Raw genomic sequence first — 17,182 nt, 5'->3', positions numbered from 1 at the left:
TTTATATACCAATTTTTTCTAGCTGTTGCTCTTTTTCTACTGTTATGTTTTTAGCTGCTACCAAGAGCGTACCGTAAATTGAAACAGTAGCTTCCCAGTTTGGTGGGATTAATGTTGTAGAATCGCGTTGCACGACAACAGCTGGTCCGCTTACTAAGTCAAAGGCTAGTAACTTATCTCGTTTGAATCGTGGTGTTGGTATTCGCTTTATTTCTCCATCTATCTCAAAAACGGTATCACGTACGTATGCGATGGCCTCTTTAGGGTTATCCCTATTTCCTTTTTCCAATTTAGGCAATTCCATAGGAGGTATATTACCAGTTCCAATGACACGTAAAGTTATAATCTGTACATGCGTATCTGGGAAATGATGTCCATACTCTTGTTCATGTACCATATGGAAGTTCTTGTGAATTTCCTTCATTGAGTCTTCTGTCAGTTCCCCTTCTGGTAATGGAACGCGTAATTCTATTCCCTGACCGACATAACGACATTCTGCAATTTTTTCAATGCCAATAAACTCTGAGTTAATGCCATCCTTTTTCAATTGAGTTTTAGCTTGATTCACTAGTCCATCAAAATCGATATTGATTTTAGCAATGAGCTCTTCAGAAATGTCCTCTGAACTCGCTACACGTGATTTTATGAAATCATATTTAAGGTTTCCTACCAACAGACCTATTGCCGCGGCGACTCCTGGATAAGTTGGAACAACTACTGATTTGGAATCGACCGTGTCAGCCAAGTCAACGGCATGTAATGGACCTGCCCCTCCTGCAGCAAACAAAGAATACTCCCTAGGATCTGTTCCTTTTTTAACAGAGCTTGCACGGATTGATAATGCCATATGGCTATTGATGATCTTAAGTACGCCTAAAGCAGCTTCTTCTGTGGTCATATTCAGCTGTTTGGCAAGTCTTTCCATCGCTTTAAAACTTAGCTCTGGATCAATATTGAGATCACCACCGAGAAATTGTTCTTTATCTAGTCTACCTAACACAATATTAGCGTCAGTTACACAGGGATCTTGACCGCCTTGATTGTAACAAGCTGGACCTGGATTTGCACCCGCGCTTTTTGGCCCTACTCTGAAAGCGCCGCCAGCGTCAACGTATGCGATTGACCCACCGCCAGCACCTATTGTTTCTACATCAACCATTGGAGTGAGCACTGGTGAACTATTAACAGTAGCATCAAGAGAATTGACAAGCTTAGCTACTCTATTTGGAATGACTGATATGTCAGCAGAAGTCCCACCAATATCTACACTAATCAAGTTATCAATATTATCTAATTCTCCCCATCTGACTGCGGCTAAGACACCTCCAGCTGGTCCTGATTTCAGTAAAGTGACAGGTGTTGCAGTTGCCATCTCAACGGATGCCATTCCTCCAGATGATTGCATAATGTGTAATTTTCCCTTGCTACCAATACTTTCTAGTGAATTTACCAAATGGTCTACATAACGACTTACCTTAGGCGCTACATAAGCATTCATGGCTGTCGTACTAAACCGTTCATATTCTCTAATTTGCGGGACTACTTCACTAGATGTAAAGCACTGCACTTCTGGCCATAATTCATTTACAATTTCTTTTGCTCTACGTTCATGAACATCATTAATGAACGAGAACATGAAACAAACAATTACCACGTCAACACCTGACTCTTTCAGTTGTTGAACAGCCAAACGCACATCTTCTTCATTTAAAGCTGTCGTAATTTCACCATTTGGAGCAGATAATTTCTCTGTAATCGGAAGCCTATTGCGACGCTTTACCAATGGTTCTGATTGCCATGGTAAATCTTGTTGAATCGAAAAGTTTTCAACCTTTTTGTGACGTGCAATGTGTAAAATATCCCTGTAGTTTCTCGTGGTTAACATGCCTACAGTCGCTCCGTCTCGTTCAATTGTAATATTTGTAGCGACTGTCGTTCCATGAAGTATATAATCTACATCGGAAAGTGGTATATCTGCATTTTCACATATTTCTTTAATGCCTTTAACTACCCCAATCGATTGATCTTCAATTGTGCTTGGTACCTTATGGACAGTGAATGTATTTGTTTCTTCACTTATTATGATTAGATCGGTAAATGTGCCCCCAACATCAACTGCAAGTTTAGCCTTAGCCATTATGTGCACCCCTTTTTTGAGTAGAATCAAATTTGAAATATTCCAGTATTTTTTTCAAGCCATGAAAAGTACGAACAAAATTCTTCTTTAATTCAATTGCAGAATATAAGGTAGAAATCTACGAAGCTAGTCCTACCCATAAAAAAAGTTTGGGTTGAGTCGGTATCAAGTACCTGATTCTCCTCCTTACGTTTAGTTGGCATACCTTCTTTCCCATTCGCTTATATTTGATCCTTCATTAATGATATTCGATTTTACGACACCAATTCCTGCACGTTTTTTTTCCACTTCTATTAGTTACAAAATTCTCTCAATTATAAAAAAAGAAAAGTGCCTTCTTCAAATCCGAATTTATGAGAATAATTTCTCAACCTTTCACAGACCAGAAGAATGCACTTCAATAACACAAGGACACAAATTATTGAACTATCTTTCTTGAAACTTAGACTTTTTGCGAGATTACATCATTGACGGTTCTTAACCAACTTCTTCAAATCCACACCATTCAAGGATGTTTAGGACGTTAATTTCAACACATTGAAGCCACTCTTCCAGGTTTAACCATTCATCAGCACCATGTAAATTACCGCCAGTTGGACCGTAAATGATTGTCGGAATATCCAAGTGTAGAATTGATAAGCGAATATCACTAAATGTAGGCATTCCTAGAATCTCAGTGTCTTTCCCAGTAACTTTGTCAATATTTGACTTGGACAATGTCACAAGGGGATGATCGGGACTAATTTCCGCTGCACTTGTTTGCCATTCCCAACTAATTACAGGTGGATGTTCAGTTAGCCATTCATCTTTAGCTGCAACTTTATTAATCGCTGCTACAATTTGTGCTTTTACATCTTCTAGTTCCTCATTTGGTGGGTAACCAATTGTTCCCGTTAGTTCACATTCGGCTGGAACTTTATAAGCCCAATCACCAGCGCTTATAATAGCTGGCGTTAAGTTAGTAGAACGAACTGGCATATTGGAAGCTTCAAAATACCTTTCAAAAGGTGCGTATTTAATCGTTTTAGCCCGTTCCTCATCTAACTCTATTAATGCTTCATATATTTTGATAGCCTTACCAATCGCATTTACACCAATTTGTCCATTCAAATTATGTGCAGCAAGCCCTTTGACTTTAACTTTAAAAATAAGTCCTCCAGCACAGGCGATCTGAGGTGCTAAGCCCGGAGTCAGTGGGTGTGGATAAATACAAGCATCTGCCTTAAATCCTTCCTCTTGCAATCGTTGCGTCATTGCAACGGCACCTGCAGCGCCTCCGACTTCCTCATCCACTACAGATATTGCCGTAATGTCTGCATTGGGTTTTAAACCTAAGTTATGGATAATTTCTAATGCCGCAAGGATAGATCCAAAACCACCTTTGTTGTCAGCGGTTCCTCGTCCATACATGATGCCCTTATCAATTACCCCCTCAAGTGGCGGATAACTCCAATGAACAGGATCTCCTACAGGAACAGTGTCTACGTGAGTAAACATTAATAAGGATTTCCCTTTACCTCCCGAACCTGCCCATTTTCCAACCACATTTGGTCGACCTTTAAAGCCAACCTCCCGCTCAACTTCTGACTCTGTGTATTCGGGGTGATTTCGAACCGATTCATCTGCTTCGAACGTATCAACATCAAGGCCAAGGCCGACCATTATCTTGCGAATATGTTCCTGAACAGGCCCTTCATATCCTGATTCACTTGGGATTTGAATTAATGTCTGGAGATCGGACACTAGCTTTTCCCGATTTTCTTTTAAATAAGTACTAACTCTTTCTTTTACATCGCTAGATATCGCTGTTGTCATTTGAACATTCCTCCACTACTTTAATTTCAAAAACAGAAATCATGTATATGTCTCACCCGTAATATACATTTAATTCTGAATCTTTGATACAATTAGCTTATAATAGAAGAATGCAAATGTCTAATACTTGTTTTAGTAGACTTTAATACTTTAAAGATATCAAGGGGGAATCATTACTTATGGAATTACGTCATTTGAGGTATTTTATTGCTGTAGCAGAAGAACTTCATTTCGGAAGAGCGGCTATCCGCCTACAAATTTCACAGCCCCCATTAAGTCAGCAAATTAAACAACTTGAAACTGAATTAGGTGTATTGCTTTTTACACGAACGAGACAGCGTGTAGATTTAACCACAGCTGGGAAATCTTTTCTAATGAATGCCTATAAAATTACGAATCTTGCCGTTCATGCGTGTGAAGAAGCGAAAAGAGTAGATCAAGGTGAATCTGGGCAATTAATATTAGCCTTTACAGGAGCAATTGCCTTTGACCTACTCCCAACAATTCTTAGGGCATATAAAGAAAAGTATCCAAATATAAATGTCATTTTAAAACAAATGACAACAGCAGATCAAATTTTATCTTTTAAAAGAAAAGCGATTCATGTTGGTTTAGTCGTCATGCCAGTAACAAGTAAATTAGTAAACATTGAATTATTGTATGAAGAGCCATTTGTTGTGGCATTACCAAAAACACATCATTTAGCTCAGCAAAAAGGCGAAATCAATTTAGTTAACCTTCTTAATGAACAATTCATTATGACGCCAAGAAATTCAGGTGAAGGTTATTATGATTCTATTATTAGTCTTTGTCAGTCTGCAGGCTTTATTCCAAAGAAAACGCAAGAAGCGGAAGAATTGCATACTGTCGTCTCCCTCGTCGCTTCGGGGATGGGGGTTGCCATCTTACCTTCATCCATTCAATTTGTAAAAAACGATGATATTGTCTATATTCCATTAAGTCCTAATTCACCCACTTATAATACGGGTGTAGCTTGGTGTAAATCAGAGATTTCTCCAGTTGTGCATTCCTTTATTTCATTTCTTAGAGAATCAATTATCCCTGACTTTTCTAGTAATAATGGTCAGAAAATATAACTCAAAGATGTATTTATTTGTTATTCTTTATAGCTAGTGAGTCTATTATGAAATTGATCAGTTCCTTTATTAGCAACACATTCTCCCAGAAAAAGCATGGTATAGGGGTTACTAATTAAAACCCCTATACCATGCTTTTTCGCCAAAATTTTCACCCTACTAAAACGCTTTGAAAGTTTCTCAAAAGGTCAAAACGCTAGTCAAGGCCACAAATCATTCAACACATTTATCATTTTGAAGCGGAAACAGTTTTACCCTTGTTCTCTTTGCTGTTTTGTAACTTTAGAAGGTCTAGGAAATGATCGTCACGTGTATGGATCGCTTTTTCACCATGGTCATCATAGTTGTAAAAACCTTGATTCGTTCGAATGCCATGTTGCTCATTATCCACCATTTCTGTTAAGAAGGAAGGCACTTCTCTTGTATTCGATAAATCTTCCATAATGTTTCCAACCATCGCTTTTGTTGTTTGCAGACCAGCTAAATCCTGACTTTCCATTGGACCGCAGAAAGCCCATTTAAAGCCCATGCTTCCTTTCATGGCGATATCGATATCTTCAGCAGTAGCTACTCCCATCTCCATTAAGTGGAACGCCTCGCGAAGCATAGCTACTTGAACACGGTTAACGATAAAGCCTGGAATCTCCTTTTTTAGCACGACTGGAGATTTTCCGATTTCCTTCATTAAATCGTAAGTTGTGTTTATAATGTTTTCATCAGTCTTCTCGAATTTAACGATTTCCACAATTGGTACCAGTTGTGGCGGGTTAAAGAAGTGCGTAATGATAAATCTTTCCGGATGCTTTGCCCTTTGAGTTAACTCTTTCAATGGAAAAGTAGAAGTATTAGACGAAATAATCGTTTTATCAGAGACAACGCTCTCAATAATTTCATAAATATCTAGTTTGTTTTCGAGAACCTCAGGAATGGATTCAAGAATGAAGTCAGCATCCTTAATAGCTTTAAGCACATCTGTTGTATATGTGACACGGGCTAATGCCTGTTCCATTTCATTATTGGTCAGCATGTCTTTTTCGACCATAATTTCCAAACTGTTTGTCATGAGTTCTCGTGCTTTTTCCAGGGATGTCTCGCGTCGAGCTTGTATATGTACATGCATGCCTGCTAGGGCAAATAATTGAGCAGCACCATGCCCCATAATTCCTGCTCCAAGTACCGTAATGTTTTTCATTTGAATACCCCATTTCCTCTGTATTTTTTAATTAATTACATCGTATCGCCCGTTCATCTACCTTTATTAGTAAAGCAGGTTTGGAGTCTCAAACCTGCTCGTCTTAATTAAATATCTAGTTCCGAATCCGAAATTAATGATCTCAGATGAATATTCTAACATTTACATTATTTCGTAGTCGATTATTCGTTTGCATGGATGAGTTCCGTTGATTGAAACGTAAGGCGGCGACTCCAGCGGGAAAAGCGCGAGCTGAAAGCCCCGCAGGAACGCAGTGACGAGGAGATTGAAGCCGTGCCCGCGGAAAGCGTCCGCCTGGAGTGTAAATCAACCACGTTAGGATTTTATTTAGCATTCTCTATTATGAAATTGACTCAGTTGGTTATTCCGTAATAGAACTCGCCTTCACGTCAAGAACAGGCACCTTTTTAGGTTTTCTATCAATCAAGAAAACGGCCAATGCTGCAATAACGCCTGGTAATGCAAAGACCATAAAATTGAATTGTAGAGATAAAGTCGAAGCCAGTAAAAAACCTCCAAGCAGAGGACCTACGATTCCCCCGATACGTCCAATTCCTAAAGCCCAACCTAAGCCCGTAGAACGAATGGAAGAAGGATAGTATTGAGAAACATAGGAATTGGCAAGGTTTTGGGAACCAATCGTTGTAGCCCCCGCAATAGCCACTAGTACGTATAAAAGCAGCATATTACTCGTAATTCCTAAACTCATAATCGTAATCGCAGCAACAATATAGAACATAATAAGCGCTTTTTTAACGCCCCAAAGATCAGCTAACCAGCCCATCATGATGGCTCCGACTGTTGCCCCTACATTCAAAGCAAGTAGAAAGCTTAAACTAGATCCAAGTGGAAACCCTGCTTCATTCATTAATTTTGGCAACCACGTATTTAATCCGTATATCATGAGAAGTGACATGAAATACGCTATCCAAAACATGACCGTCGAAGATGCCCTGCGTTCAGTGAATAGAGATTTAACTGGTGAAGAAGACATTTCAGTGCCATTCATAACAAATTTTTCGCGTTTCTTTGGATTGTATAAAGGATTGACTTTAACGAGTAATTCTCTCACTTGTTTATATTCTTTCTTTTTCATATGTGATCCTACTGTGTCAGGTAGTGAACGTGCTAAAAACGGGAGAAGCAATAATGGCATAGCACCAAAGAAAAATACGGATTGCCATCCTAGGTAGGGGATAATCACCATACTAAGCGTGGCAGCAATAACTCCTCCGATTGAAAAACCAGCCATTATGGTAGCGATCATACGACTTCGCGTTCCTTTTGGAGAATAATCACTTACGAGAGCGATGACATTTGGCATAACCCCACCTAATCCTAAACCTGTTATAAATCTGCAAAGTCCGAATATCTCGGGACTAGGAGCGAGTCCCGCAAATAGCATAAAGAGACTGAAAATAAAAGTACAGATTAAAATTACCTTTTTCCTGCCAAATCTGTCTGCCATTGTTCCGAAAATTAATGCCCCTAACATCATCCCAATTAAAGCATAACTACCAATCATGCCTGTCTCAACTGCTGATATATTCCACTCATCCATTATGATTGGCACGACAGCCCCATAGACTGTCAAATCATAACCATCAAACACCATGATCACCGCACCCCAAAAGAGCAGCATACCGTGAAACTTATTAAACTTTGCTTTTTCAATGATTTCTTCAGCATTGGTAACTTGCATAATCTAGCCCCCTTCACTATAATTTGTTATTCACCCAGGTATAGCTTTCTAGATCCTTCGTTATCTACTAAAACAATCTTCCTTGTTTCAATAGGTAGGGAATTCTAAAAAAAGTCCACGTAAAGTGGACTTTTCGGCGTACACTAAGTAGTTACCACACCTGACATTTCAATTTACTTTACTCTTTTTACAGATTTTTGGCTGACTTATATATTTCAGGAGCTATTTGTGTCGACTGTATCGAATTCTTCTTTTCACGTACTAAGGAAATAGCAATAGCGGCTATAATTCCCGGTATAGTCAATACCAAAAAGTTTTGTTGAAGCGGCAAATTAGCAGCCAATAGAATCCCTCCGAACATTGGGCCAACGATTCCACCTAATCTACCTACACCAGATGCCCATCCTATCCCTGTTGAACGAATTTCAATTGGATAATATTGTGATGCGTAAGAATAAAGGATAATTTGTGTTCCGATCGTTGTAGCACCTGCGATGGCTACAAGAACATATAGCACAAATGCATTTGGATGAGTTCCCATTAAAGTTAAAGAAACTACATTCAAGGTGAAATAGATGATCAACACTTTTTTAGTATCCCAACGGTCTGCCAGCCAACCGCCAATAAGCGACCCTAAAATACCACCTACATTTAACACTAAGAGAAACGTTAAACTTGACCCTAAAGCATACCCTGCTTGGGACATTAACCTTGGTAGCCAGGTACTTAATCCATAAGTGATTAATAAGCATAAAAAAAAGTTTGTCCAAAATAATAAAGTACTCGGAGTCCGTCCATTTGCAAATAATTTTTTTACAGGAATACCCGTTCTAGAAGGAATGACAATCTCATACTTGTCATCATCCTGAGGCGTATAAGAAGGATCTAGTTTGGATAATAACTGACCGACCTTTTTCTTTTGATTTTTGGCGACAAGAAACCCAAGTGACTCAGGTAGAAATTTGTAAATAAACGGTATGGCGAGTAGGGGCAAAGCACCTACTAAAAACATGGATTGCCAACCAAAATTAGGAATAAGGAAAATTCCTAGTCCTGATGCTAAAATCCCGCCAACTCCATAGCCGCATAACATTAGCGTAACTAACGTATTTTTCATTTTTCTTGGTGCGTACTCGGTCATTAATGCTACTGTAACCGGGAACACCCCTCCTAATCCTAAACCTGAAACAAAACGATAGATTCCAAATTCCGTAGGGCTATTGGCAAATGCAATTAGACCCGTGAAAGAGGTGAAGAGAAGCATACAGAAAATTATAATCTTTTTACGTCCAATTTTATCAGCCAGTGGTGCAAAAATAAATGCTCCAAACATCATACCAATTAGAGCATAGCTTCCTATGGTACCTGCTTGAACGGATGTTAACGACCATTCATCCATTAATACAGATACAACAGCACCATAAACCACTAAATCAAATCCGTCACAGACAATGATAAAAGCACACCAAAACACAATAAGGGCGTGAAAACGGTTAAATTTTGAATTATCTACGGTACGGCTAACATCGATTGAACGCAGAATTTTTTCCTCCTCTATAAACGCTAATGTTATTCAGGTGCCTAATAAAGCATTGGAATTTATTTAGAAACAGCCATTTCATGCAAACCTAAAAATGTAAGCGCATTTTGCCCTAGAATTAGTTGAGCATCTTCCTCTGACAATGATGTCAATTCGTCTACAACTCTACCTGATGGCGCTTCACGTAGTAAGAACGGGTAATCTGATCCAGCAATGATTTGTTCCGGACCAAATCGTTCAATCATGTATTGAAGATTCCTAGGGTCGTAAACGAGAGAATCATAATATAATTTCTTTGCATAATGACTCGGTGGATGCACAGTATTTCTGATTTCCGGCCAAACTTCCCAAGCTTTGTCCATTCTAGGCAATAAATACGGTAAAGAACCGCCGCCATGCGCAAAACATATTTTCAAGTCAGGGAACTTGTCCATCATGCCACTCATAATTAAACTACCTGCTGCAAGTGCCGTTTCAGAAGGCATTCCAATACTATACATAAAGTTATGTCTCGGCATTCTCTCTCCGCCTAATGTCTTCCATGGGTGAACGAAAAGTGGAACATTCCATTTCTCCGCAGCTTCAAAAAATTTCTCCATGGAGCTGTCATCCAGATTTAGATCATTGACATTGGAGCCAATTTGAATCCCTTTTAACCCTAATTGATTTACCGCTCTATCCATTTCTGCAATCGCAATATCTATGTCCTGCAAAGGGACTGTACCCAAACCGATAAACCGATCAGGTGTCTCATTGACCACTGAAGCGATAAAGTCATTTTGTACCTTCGAAAGTTCTAAACCAGCTTCAGGATCCGACCAATAAGCAAATGTGACAGGTATCGGAGATAAGACTTGAATATCGATGCCTTCTTTGTCCATATCCGCAAGGCGTTTTTCCACATCCCACGCCTGGTCCGTTATTTTCCGGAAGGATTTACCTTTAATCATAATCTCAGCACCACAATCGCATGTCCGATTCATCGTCGGCCAACGATCATCTCCGTACTTAGCTGCCATATCCGGGAAAAATTCCGGTATGATATGCGTATGAAAATCAATACGTAAATTCTTTTTAGACAACAAAAACATCCCCTTTTCATTAAATCTTTATAAAAATGGAGTGAGGTAGACATATAACTCTATCTACCTCACTCGTAAAACCCTATTTTTTTCTACATCTCAAGATCATTGAATTACAGTAATTTTGTTCCGTACTTGAAGTAACTTTCTGGAGCAACGCTACCCCATAGGTCAAGACCCAATAGTCCAACTTCTGGATTCCATTCGATTGGTTCCCAATCTGGTGCGAAGATCAAGAAGCCACCTGTCCAAATTTCTACACGGTTTCCAGAAGGTTCGATGACATAGATGAACTGTGCACCACTTGTACCATGTTTACCTGGGCCCCATTCGATTTTAATATCATTTTCAGCCATTAAGTTCGCTGCTCTGATAAGCTCGTCTGGTGAATCCAAATAGTAAGCCAAGTGATGGAAAAGTGCGCCATCCTGATTTGCATTACGCATTAAAGCAATTTCGTGTGCAACATTTGTACGGCTCAACCATGAACCGATACGAACATCTTCCTGATTTTGAACATAATAACGGTGGTGAATGCCTAGTAATTCACTCCACCATTTCTGCTCTTCTTCCACATTATTCACCATAAAGTTGACATGGTCAAAGCGGCGTGGTGATACCCCTTTACCTGTGTATTTACTAGGATGACTTGGTAGTTTCGAAGCAATCTCTGGATTACTCGTCCGGTCATACTTTTCTTTCTCCCAATACAATTCAACTGGTAAACCTGCAGGAGATCTAAATTGAATCGAATCGCCTTGTGCTTTTTTCTCTCCAGCTTCAATCCACTTGTGATCAATGCCCATATCCTTGAATTGTCTTTCAAATGCTTTCAAAGCTTTTTCCGAACTTACGCGCCAACCCACTTGTTTAACGCCAGATGTATCTGACTGCTTAAGAATAAGTGTATGATGATCGAAATCTTGCCAAGCCCTTAGATAGACTCTGCCATCTTCAGTATCAGTATCAGAAACATAAAGACCCATTACTTCTGTGAAAAACCACAATGATTTTTCTAAATCAGTCACGCCAATTTCTACGTGCCCTAGATGTGCAATACTTCTCGTGTACTGTTCTAATTCTTTCAAAAGTGATTGTTCCTCAACGATTTTGTCAGCTGATATACTCATAATTTCATTTCCCCTATCCAATGTTTTATTTTTTAATAAAAGAATACGCTCAATTTAGTAAGACTATATTTTATTTCGTTTGTTCCGAAATTGGTTTTCCGGATTTACCCCAATGCGTTTTAGGTATCTCTGTAACGAGTACTCTAATATTTTCTACTGGTGCATCCAATGTTTCAGAAACCGTTTGCGTAATATTTACAATCAATTCAGAAACTTTCTCTTTCGGTCTACCTTCTATAATACTTACCTGGATTAACGGCATACTTGAACACCTCTCTTGCTTTAGAATTTATTCGGTTACAGTAAATGATACTTCGCCAAGACCATCAAATTTGCCGCTCACTACATCGCCTTTTTCAAGTAACACGGCACCTGTGATTGCACCTGATAGAATGACGTCGCCCTTTCGAACTTTGTCGCCTTTTTTAGCAAGCATATTGGCGAGCATTGCAATCGCATTCGCAGGATGACCAAGAACAGCCGCTCCAGCTCCTGACTCTTTCAATTCACCATTAATCGTTAATGTAGCGCCGACTAGATCCAGTTCAAATTCGTCTGGACTTTTCAATGTCGTACCAAACACGACTCTTGACGTGGATGCATTGTCTGCTACAACATCAGGCAATGTGAAATTGAAATTTTCATAACGGCTATCGATAATTTCCAGCGCCGGAACAACCAATTCGGTTTTCGCCAACACTTGAGCACCTGTCACGCCAGGTCCTACAATGTCTTCCCCAATTACAAATGCGATTTCCGCTTCCACTTTCGGATGAATCAAATCGCTAAGGGATACTTCCCCTCCGTTGTCGATTAGCATATAATCGAAAACGTATCCATAAATCGGTTCATCGACATTCATTTGGTCCATTTTTGCTTTGCTTGTCAATCCCATTTTAGGACCAACAATCTTACGGCCTTCAGCCAATTTCATTGAAACAAGCTCTTGTTGAACGAGATACCCTTCTTCAACCGTTAATTCGGGCCTCAATCGTGCTGTCACTTTTTCAATTTCACGCTTTTCTACTTCACCAGCAACCAAATAACTAGCAATTTCTTTCACTTTTGTCGCTTCCATTAAATAGCCCCCTTATACACCAATTGCGATTTTTTTCTTCGCAAGCTCGGCTGCCACATCCATGATCATGTCTTCTTGGCCACCAACCACTTGTAACTTGCCCAATTCCACTAAAATTGACCGAGAATCAATACCGAACTTTTGTGCAGCCTTTTGTGCATGTAACAAGAAGCTTGAATAGACGCCCGCGTAACCAAGTACAAGGCTATCTCTCGTAATTTCTTGTGGTTTTTCCAACATTGGTGCAATCAATTCTTCTGCAATATCCATCATCTTGAATACATCAATTCCCGTTTTAATGTTCAATTTTTCGAGAACAGCTACTGCGACTTCTGTTTGCGTATTGCCTGCTCCTGCTCCAAGACAGCGAATACTACCATCGATTCGCGTCGCACCTTCTTCAATAGCGACAAGCGTATTAGCCAACGCGAGTGACATATTATTATGGGCATGGAATCCGATATCTACAGACAAATTGGCTTTCAACGCGCGAATTCTTTCTCCTACTTGATGCGGTAAGAGTGCACCCGCCGAGTCAACTACGTAGACTGAATCCGCCCCATAGCTCTCCATTAATTTCGCTTGTTCCACGATTTTTTCGGGTGGAGCCATATGGGACATCATTAGAAATCCGACTGCTTCCATTCCGAGCTCTTTCGCTAACGCGATATGCTGATGCGATACATCGGCTTCTGTTACATGCGTTGCGATTCGTGCCATTTTCGCACCAAGTCCCGCCGCCTCTTTCAACTGAGGCATTGTTCCAATTCCTGGTATGAGAAGAACGGCAATTTTAGCTTGCTCAACAACGGAGGCTGCTGCCTCGATCAGTTCCATCTCATCTGTCAAAGACAAACCAAATTGCAGTGAAGATCCGCCAAGGCCATCTCCATGCGAAACTTCGATATATGGCACATTCGCTCCATCCAATGCTTTCGCGACATTCGTCACTTGTTCCACCGTAAATTGGTGACGGACGGCATGACTCCCATCCCTTAACGCTACTTCTGTGATTAATACATCCCGCGTTTCTGCCATTGTTTCTTTCATCTCCTTTTTCACACGACTGCGTTTTCTACTCTATGTTTGGCCCATGCTTCAGCCACTTCCACTGATGCTGCCGTCATAATATCAAGGTTTCCAGAGTAGACTGGCAGGTAATCGCCAGCTCCTTCTACTTCGATGAAGACTGTGACAGACGATCCATCAAAAATGGGCTCTTGTCTGATTCTATAGCCCGGCACATACGCTTGAACTTTTGTTTCCATTGCTCGAATAGAAGCGGTTATTTCCTCCTGCTTAGCTTCACCTTCCACCAATACATGAACTGTATCTCGCATTAGAATTGGTGGTTCTGCAGGATTTAAAATGATAATGGCTTTCCCTTTTTTGGCACCGCCAACTTCTTCAATGCCTCGGGAAGTTGTTTGCGTAAACTCATCAATATTTGCCCTCGTACCTGGACCTGCGCTTTTACTTGAAATTGTCGCTACAATTTCTGCATAATCAACAGGCTGTACTTGGTGAATCGCATTGACGATCGGAATCGTAGCTTGACCGCCACATGTGATTAAGTTGATATTTTCAGCATCCAAATGATCTAGTAAATTGACCGGTGGAACAACGATTGGACCGATTGCAGCAGGTGTCAAATCAATTACTTTAATACCGGCTTCTCCTAATAGTTTTGCATTACGGATATGTGCTTTTGCAGAAGTTGCATCAAAGACGATATCTGCAAGCTCAGGTCTTTCCATAAATCCATCTATTCCATTATCAATCGTGACATAGCCTAATTCCTTGGCTCTTTTCAAACCGTCCGATTGGGGATCAATACCAATTACCGTCGTTAATTCTAGAACTGTAGATCTACTTAATTTCATCATTAAATCAGTTCCGATATTGCCTGATCCTAATACTGCCACTTTTACTCTACTCATGATAATCTCCTTTCCTTCTATTAAAAATGAACACTTACTTCTCCCAAATGGGCAAACTTAACTGTGAATGCGTCTCCTTCTTTCGCTTCTACCGCTGCTGAAAGTGCTCCTGAAAGAATTACTTCTCCAGCAAGAAGAGGGATGTCGAAATCCGCCAATCGATTGGCTAGCCACGCAACACATTTTGCCGGATTTCCGAGTGCGGCTGCGCCTACACCCGTATTGACGATTTCACCATTTTTCGTTAATACCATTCCGATCAATTCAAGATCGACATCTTCTAGCTTTGTCGGTTTCCCGCCAAGGACATAGAAGGCGGATGAAGCATTATCGGCAACTGTATCCGGCAACTTAATCTTCCAGTCTGAAATTCTACTATCTACGATTTCAATAGCAGGCAATATGTAATCCGTCGCTTGTAAGACATCAAGCGTTGTCACATTTGGCCCTCTTAAGTCTTTCTTCAAAACGAATGCGATTTCACCTTCCACTTTCGCTTGAAGGACTCTTTGTTTCGGGACAGCACTTCCATTTTCAACGACCATACTATCGAGCAGATGTCCATAATCTGGTTCATCGACTCCAAGTAGCGATTGCATTGCTTTTGAAGTTAGTCCAATTTTCTTTCCTACAATCTTTTGACCTTGTGCTACTTTTCTCTCAACATTTTCTAGTTGGATAGCGTAAGCTTCTTCAATAGTAAGCTTCGGCTCAACTGAAGTAAGTGGTGATATGCCAATTAGCGTCTCTTCTGCTTCTACTAATTGATCAGCAAACTGTTTACGTTTCGTTGCAACTTCGGTTGTCATCCCTCTACACTCCCTTTTATAACTTAATCGTGACGTTTGATAGTTCCGAGAAGAATTCAAGGCTATGTGAGCCACCGGTTCTTCCGATTCCGCTATGCTTCATCCCACCAAATGGCGTTCTCAAGTCACGAAGGAACCATGAATTTACCCAAATAATCGACGCTTTTGTTAACTGGCCACAACCTTTTCACAATTAAAAGGTTCATCCGCCATTAATATTGAATTCGATGGACAACTTTCATAAGCGTCTTCTAAGTCTTCTACCAAATCTTCCGATACAGGTGTATTTCCTATGTTGTCATCTAGGATAGCAAAGGAAATTCCTTCATCATTATAATCAAATAAATCTGGTGCTGCTGCACCACATGCACCGCAGGCGATACATGTATCCTGATCAACCGTCGTGTATTTGACCATTTTGACATCTCCTCATCTAGTTTTTGGTTTACGCACTATTTGCCATACTACCTCTCACGGAAGCATGCAATTTAGTAGAGTTCATAACGACAGCTTATAGTGATGAAGTTGCGCCTACTTTTTCTCTTTTCGATTGTTCTTTATCATCCATTATGGTTGTACTGTGCGGAGCTTGAAATCTCACTGTAGGATCTATAAACACTTTTGCATTGCTTACGGCTATAGGCGATTCACCAAATCCAGTCGCAATCAACTTCACTTTTCCTTTATATGTGCAAATGTCTCCAGTTGCGTAAATACCGGCAATATTCGTTTCCATATTGGAATTTACAACGATAGAGTTCTTCTCGATTTCCAGTCCCCAATTTCCAATAGGCCCCAGAGAGGAAACAAATCCATAATTGACAAGCACTGCATCTGCTTCAATTTCAATTATTCCATCGCCCTTTGCTTCTTTGATGATTACTTTTTCAACTTTCTCATCACCCACTAGTTCTATGGGTATATAAGGAGTTAACGCTTCAACTGTGGATCGTTTTAACAACTCAACACTATGCTCGTGTGCACGGAACTTATCCCTTCGATGAATAAGTGTGACCTTTTCCGCGATTGGCTCAAGCATTAATGCCCAATCCAGCGCGGAATCCCCACCACCAAATAGAACCACTTTTTTACCGGCAAATTCATTTATATTTGTAACAAAATAATGAAGGTTTTTATCGGCAAATTTATCTTCACCTTCAATATTCATTTTCTTAGGTTGAAATGCGCCGTTTCCAGCAGTAATAATGATTGTTTTTGAGTAATGAATGTCTGTAGATGTCGTTATTTTAAATACATCATCTAGCCCTTTTTCAACAGTCTCCACAGCTTGTCCCAGACAGGTTGTCGTTTCAAATTGCTTCATCTGCTCCGTTAGTCGATCAACTAGCTCCTGAGCCCCTACTTTAGGGAATCCAGCAATATCGTATATATCCTTTTCCGGATACAGAGCTGAAAGTTGTCCTCCTAGTTGTGGTAGGCTTTCAATGATTTTTACAGATGCTTGACGCATACCCGCGTAAAAGGCAGTAAATAATCCAACTGGTCCTCCACCGATAATCGTTATATCAAATACTTCATCCTTTTTATCCATATCCATCCTCCTGAATAGCTTTAAAATCACTAAGACGCGAGTGTTTAATCCGAAAACTTAGTTTTTTATAGAGGGAAATCAAGACCT

At 40.1% G+C, this 17,182-nt stretch carries 15 protein-coding genes and 1 pseudogene; 1 reads left to right on the top strand and 15 read right to left on the bottom strand.

All coding sequences use genetic code 11. The features are described 5' to 3' along the window. Window position 1: 1 nt before the first annotated feature. Both AC1TO6_RS05350 and AC1TO6_RS05345 read right to left on the bottom strand, forming a co-directional pair. Window positions 2–2,137 carry a hydantoinase/oxoprolinase family protein gene (locus tag AC1TO6_RS05350; protein WP_482100565.1) on the bottom strand — a complete coding sequence of 712 codons (2,136 nt, stop codon included), beginning with the start codon at window positions 2,135–2,137 and terminating at the stop codon, window positions 2–4. A gap of 477 nt (window positions 2,138–2,614) precedes the next feature. After that, window positions 2,615–3,952 carry an ArgE/DapE family deacylase gene (locus AC1TO6_RS05345; protein ID WP_482100564.1) on the bottom strand — a complete coding sequence of 446 codons (1,338 nt, stop codon included), beginning with the start codon at window positions 3,950–3,952 and terminating at the stop codon, window positions 2,615–2,617. A gap of 179 nt (window positions 3,953–4,131) precedes the next feature. On the opposite strand from AC1TO6_RS05345, the gene AC1TO6_RS05340 reads away from it, so the two are divergent. Next, window positions 4,132–5,049 (top strand): LysR family transcriptional regulator, encoded by a 918-nt coding sequence (locus AC1TO6_RS05340; protein ID WP_482100563.1) that lies wholly within the window; start codon window positions 4,132–4,134, stop codon window positions 5,047–5,049. A 229-nt stretch (window positions 5,050–5,278) separates the two neighbouring features. Here the strand turns inward: AC1TO6_RS05340 and AC1TO6_RS05335 are convergent, their stop codons facing one another. From AC1TO6_RS05335 to AC1TO6_RS05275, 13 genes and pseudogenes are all read right to left on the bottom strand, one after another. Further along, window positions 5,279–6,241: a 3-hydroxyacyl-CoA dehydrogenase family protein gene (locus AC1TO6_RS05335; RefSeq protein ID WP_482100562.1), complete on the bottom strand. Its 963-nt coding sequence runs from the start codon at window positions 6,239–6,241 to the stop codon at window positions 5,279–5,281. Window positions 6,242–6,623: 382 nt separating this feature from the next. Beyond that, a complete protein-coding gene (locus tag AC1TO6_RS05330) occupies window positions 6,624–7,964 on the bottom strand; it encodes an MFS transporter (RefSeq protein ID WP_482100561.1) in 1,341 nt (446 codons plus the stop codon). Between the two features lie 187 nt (window positions 7,965–8,151). Further along, window positions 8,152–9,495: an MFS transporter gene (locus tag AC1TO6_RS05325; protein ID WP_482100617.1), complete on the bottom strand. Its 1,344-nt coding sequence runs from the start codon at window positions 9,493–9,495 to the stop codon at window positions 8,152–8,154. 68 nt (window positions 9,496–9,563) lie between these two features. After that, window positions 9,564–10,586 carry an amidohydrolase family protein gene (locus AC1TO6_RS05320; RefSeq protein WP_482100560.1) on the bottom strand — a complete coding sequence of 341 codons (1,023 nt, stop codon included), beginning with the start codon at window positions 10,584–10,586 and terminating at the stop codon, window positions 9,564–9,566. A gap of 113 nt (window positions 10,587–10,699) precedes the next feature. Further along, entirely contained in the window at window positions 10,700–11,716 is a 1,017-nt protein-coding gene (locus AC1TO6_RS05315) for a VOC family protein (protein WP_482100559.1), read from the bottom strand. A 70-nt stretch (window positions 11,717–11,786) separates the two neighbouring features. Further along, on the bottom strand, window positions 11,787–12,005 hold the full coding sequence (locus AC1TO6_RS05310) for a 4-oxalocrotonate tautomerase (RefSeq protein WP_482100616.1): 219 nt from the start codon (window positions 12,003–12,005) through the stop codon (window positions 11,787–11,789). After that, a complete protein-coding gene (locus tag AC1TO6_RS05305) occupies window positions 12,006–12,794 on the bottom strand; it encodes a 2-keto-4-pentenoate hydratase (RefSeq protein WP_482100558.1) in 789 nt (262 codons plus the stop codon). It lies immediately after the preceding gene. 12 nt (window positions 12,795–12,806) lie between these two features. Then, entirely contained in the window at window positions 12,807–13,832 is a 1,026-nt protein-coding gene (dmpG, locus tag AC1TO6_RS05300; RefSeq protein WP_482100557.1) for a 4-hydroxy-2-oxovalerate aldolase, read from the bottom strand. A gap of 20 nt (window positions 13,833–13,852) precedes the next feature. Then, on the bottom strand, window positions 13,853–14,734 hold the full coding sequence (locus AC1TO6_RS05295) for an acetaldehyde dehydrogenase (acetylating) (RefSeq protein ID WP_482100556.1): 882 nt from the start codon (window positions 14,732–14,734) through the stop codon (window positions 13,853–13,855). Between the two features lie 20 nt (window positions 14,735–14,754). After that, window positions 14,755–15,543: a 2-keto-4-pentenoate hydratase gene (locus tag AC1TO6_RS05290; RefSeq protein WP_482100555.1), complete on the bottom strand. Its 789-nt coding sequence runs from the start codon at window positions 15,541–15,543 to the stop codon at window positions 14,755–14,757. A 16-nt stretch (window positions 15,544–15,559) separates the two neighbouring features. Beyond that, window positions 15,560–15,709, bottom strand: a pseudogene (locus tag AC1TO6_RS05285) (aldehyde dehydrogenase family protein); the annotation flags it as partial. A 2-nt stretch (window positions 15,710–15,711) separates the two neighbouring features. Next, window positions 15,712–15,960, bottom strand: a complete 249-nt coding sequence (locus tag AC1TO6_RS05280) for a ferredoxin (RefSeq protein WP_482100554.1) — start codon at window positions 15,958–15,960, stop codon at window positions 15,712–15,714. Window positions 15,961–16,054: 94 nt separating this feature from the next. Further along, complete coding sequence (locus AC1TO6_RS05275) at window positions 16,055–17,095, bottom strand: NAD(P)/FAD-dependent oxidoreductase (protein WP_482100553.1); 1,041 nt, start codon at window positions 17,093–17,095, stop codon at window positions 16,055–16,057. Between the last annotated feature and the right edge of the window lie 87 nt (window positions 17,096–17,182).

Source organism: Sporosarcina sp. Y352 (assembly GCF_056786535.1).
Note: the sequence above shows the minus strand (reverse complement) of the source record. Positions and strands in the feature narration are given on the sequence as shown.

Excerpts from the sequence above, each read along its gene's own strand:
- AC1TO6_RS05350 (WP_482100565.1), bottom strand. The coding sequence starts at position 2,137 with ATGGCTAAGGCTAAACTTGCAGTTGATGTTGGGGGCACATTTACCGAT.
- AC1TO6_RS05345 (WP_482100564.1), bottom strand. The coding sequence starts at position 3,952 with ATGACAACAGCGATATCTAGCGATGTAAAAGAAAGAGTTAGTACTTAT.
- AC1TO6_RS05340 (WP_482100563.1), top strand. The coding sequence starts at position 4,132 with ATGGAATTACGTCATTTGAGGTATTTTATTGCTGTAGCAGAAGAACTT.
- AC1TO6_RS05335 (WP_482100562.1), bottom strand. The coding sequence starts at position 6,241 with ATGAAAAACATTACGGTACTTGGAGCAGGAATTATGGGGCATGGTGCT.
- AC1TO6_RS05330 (WP_482100561.1), bottom strand. The coding sequence starts at position 7,964 with ATGCAAGTTACCAATGCTGAAGAAATCATTGAAAAAGCAAAGTTTAAT.
- AC1TO6_RS05315 (WP_482100559.1), bottom strand. The coding sequence starts at position 11,716 with ATGAGTATATCAGCTGACAAAATCGTTGAGGAACAATCACTTTTGAAA.
- AC1TO6_RS05305 (WP_482100558.1), bottom strand. The coding sequence starts at position 12,794 with ATGGAAGCGACAAAAGTGAAAGAAATTGCTAGTTATTTGGTTGCTGGT.
- dmpG (WP_482100557.1), bottom strand. The coding sequence starts at position 13,832 with ATGGCAGAAACGCGGGATGTATTAATCACAGAAGTAGCGTTAAGGGAT.
- AC1TO6_RS05295 (WP_482100556.1), bottom strand. The coding sequence starts at position 14,734 with ATGAGTAGAGTAAAAGTGGCAGTATTAGGATCAGGCAATATCGGAACT.
- AC1TO6_RS05290 (WP_482100555.1), bottom strand. The coding sequence starts at position 15,543 with ATGACAACCGAAGTTGCAACGAAACGTAAACAGTTTGCTGATCAATTA.
- AC1TO6_RS05280 (WP_482100554.1), bottom strand. The coding sequence starts at position 15,960 with ATGGTCAAATACACGACGGTTGATCAGGATACATGTATCGCCTGCGGT.
- AC1TO6_RS05275 (WP_482100553.1), bottom strand. The coding sequence starts at position 17,095 with ATGGATAAAAAGGATGAAGTATTTGATATAACGATTATCGGTGGAGGA.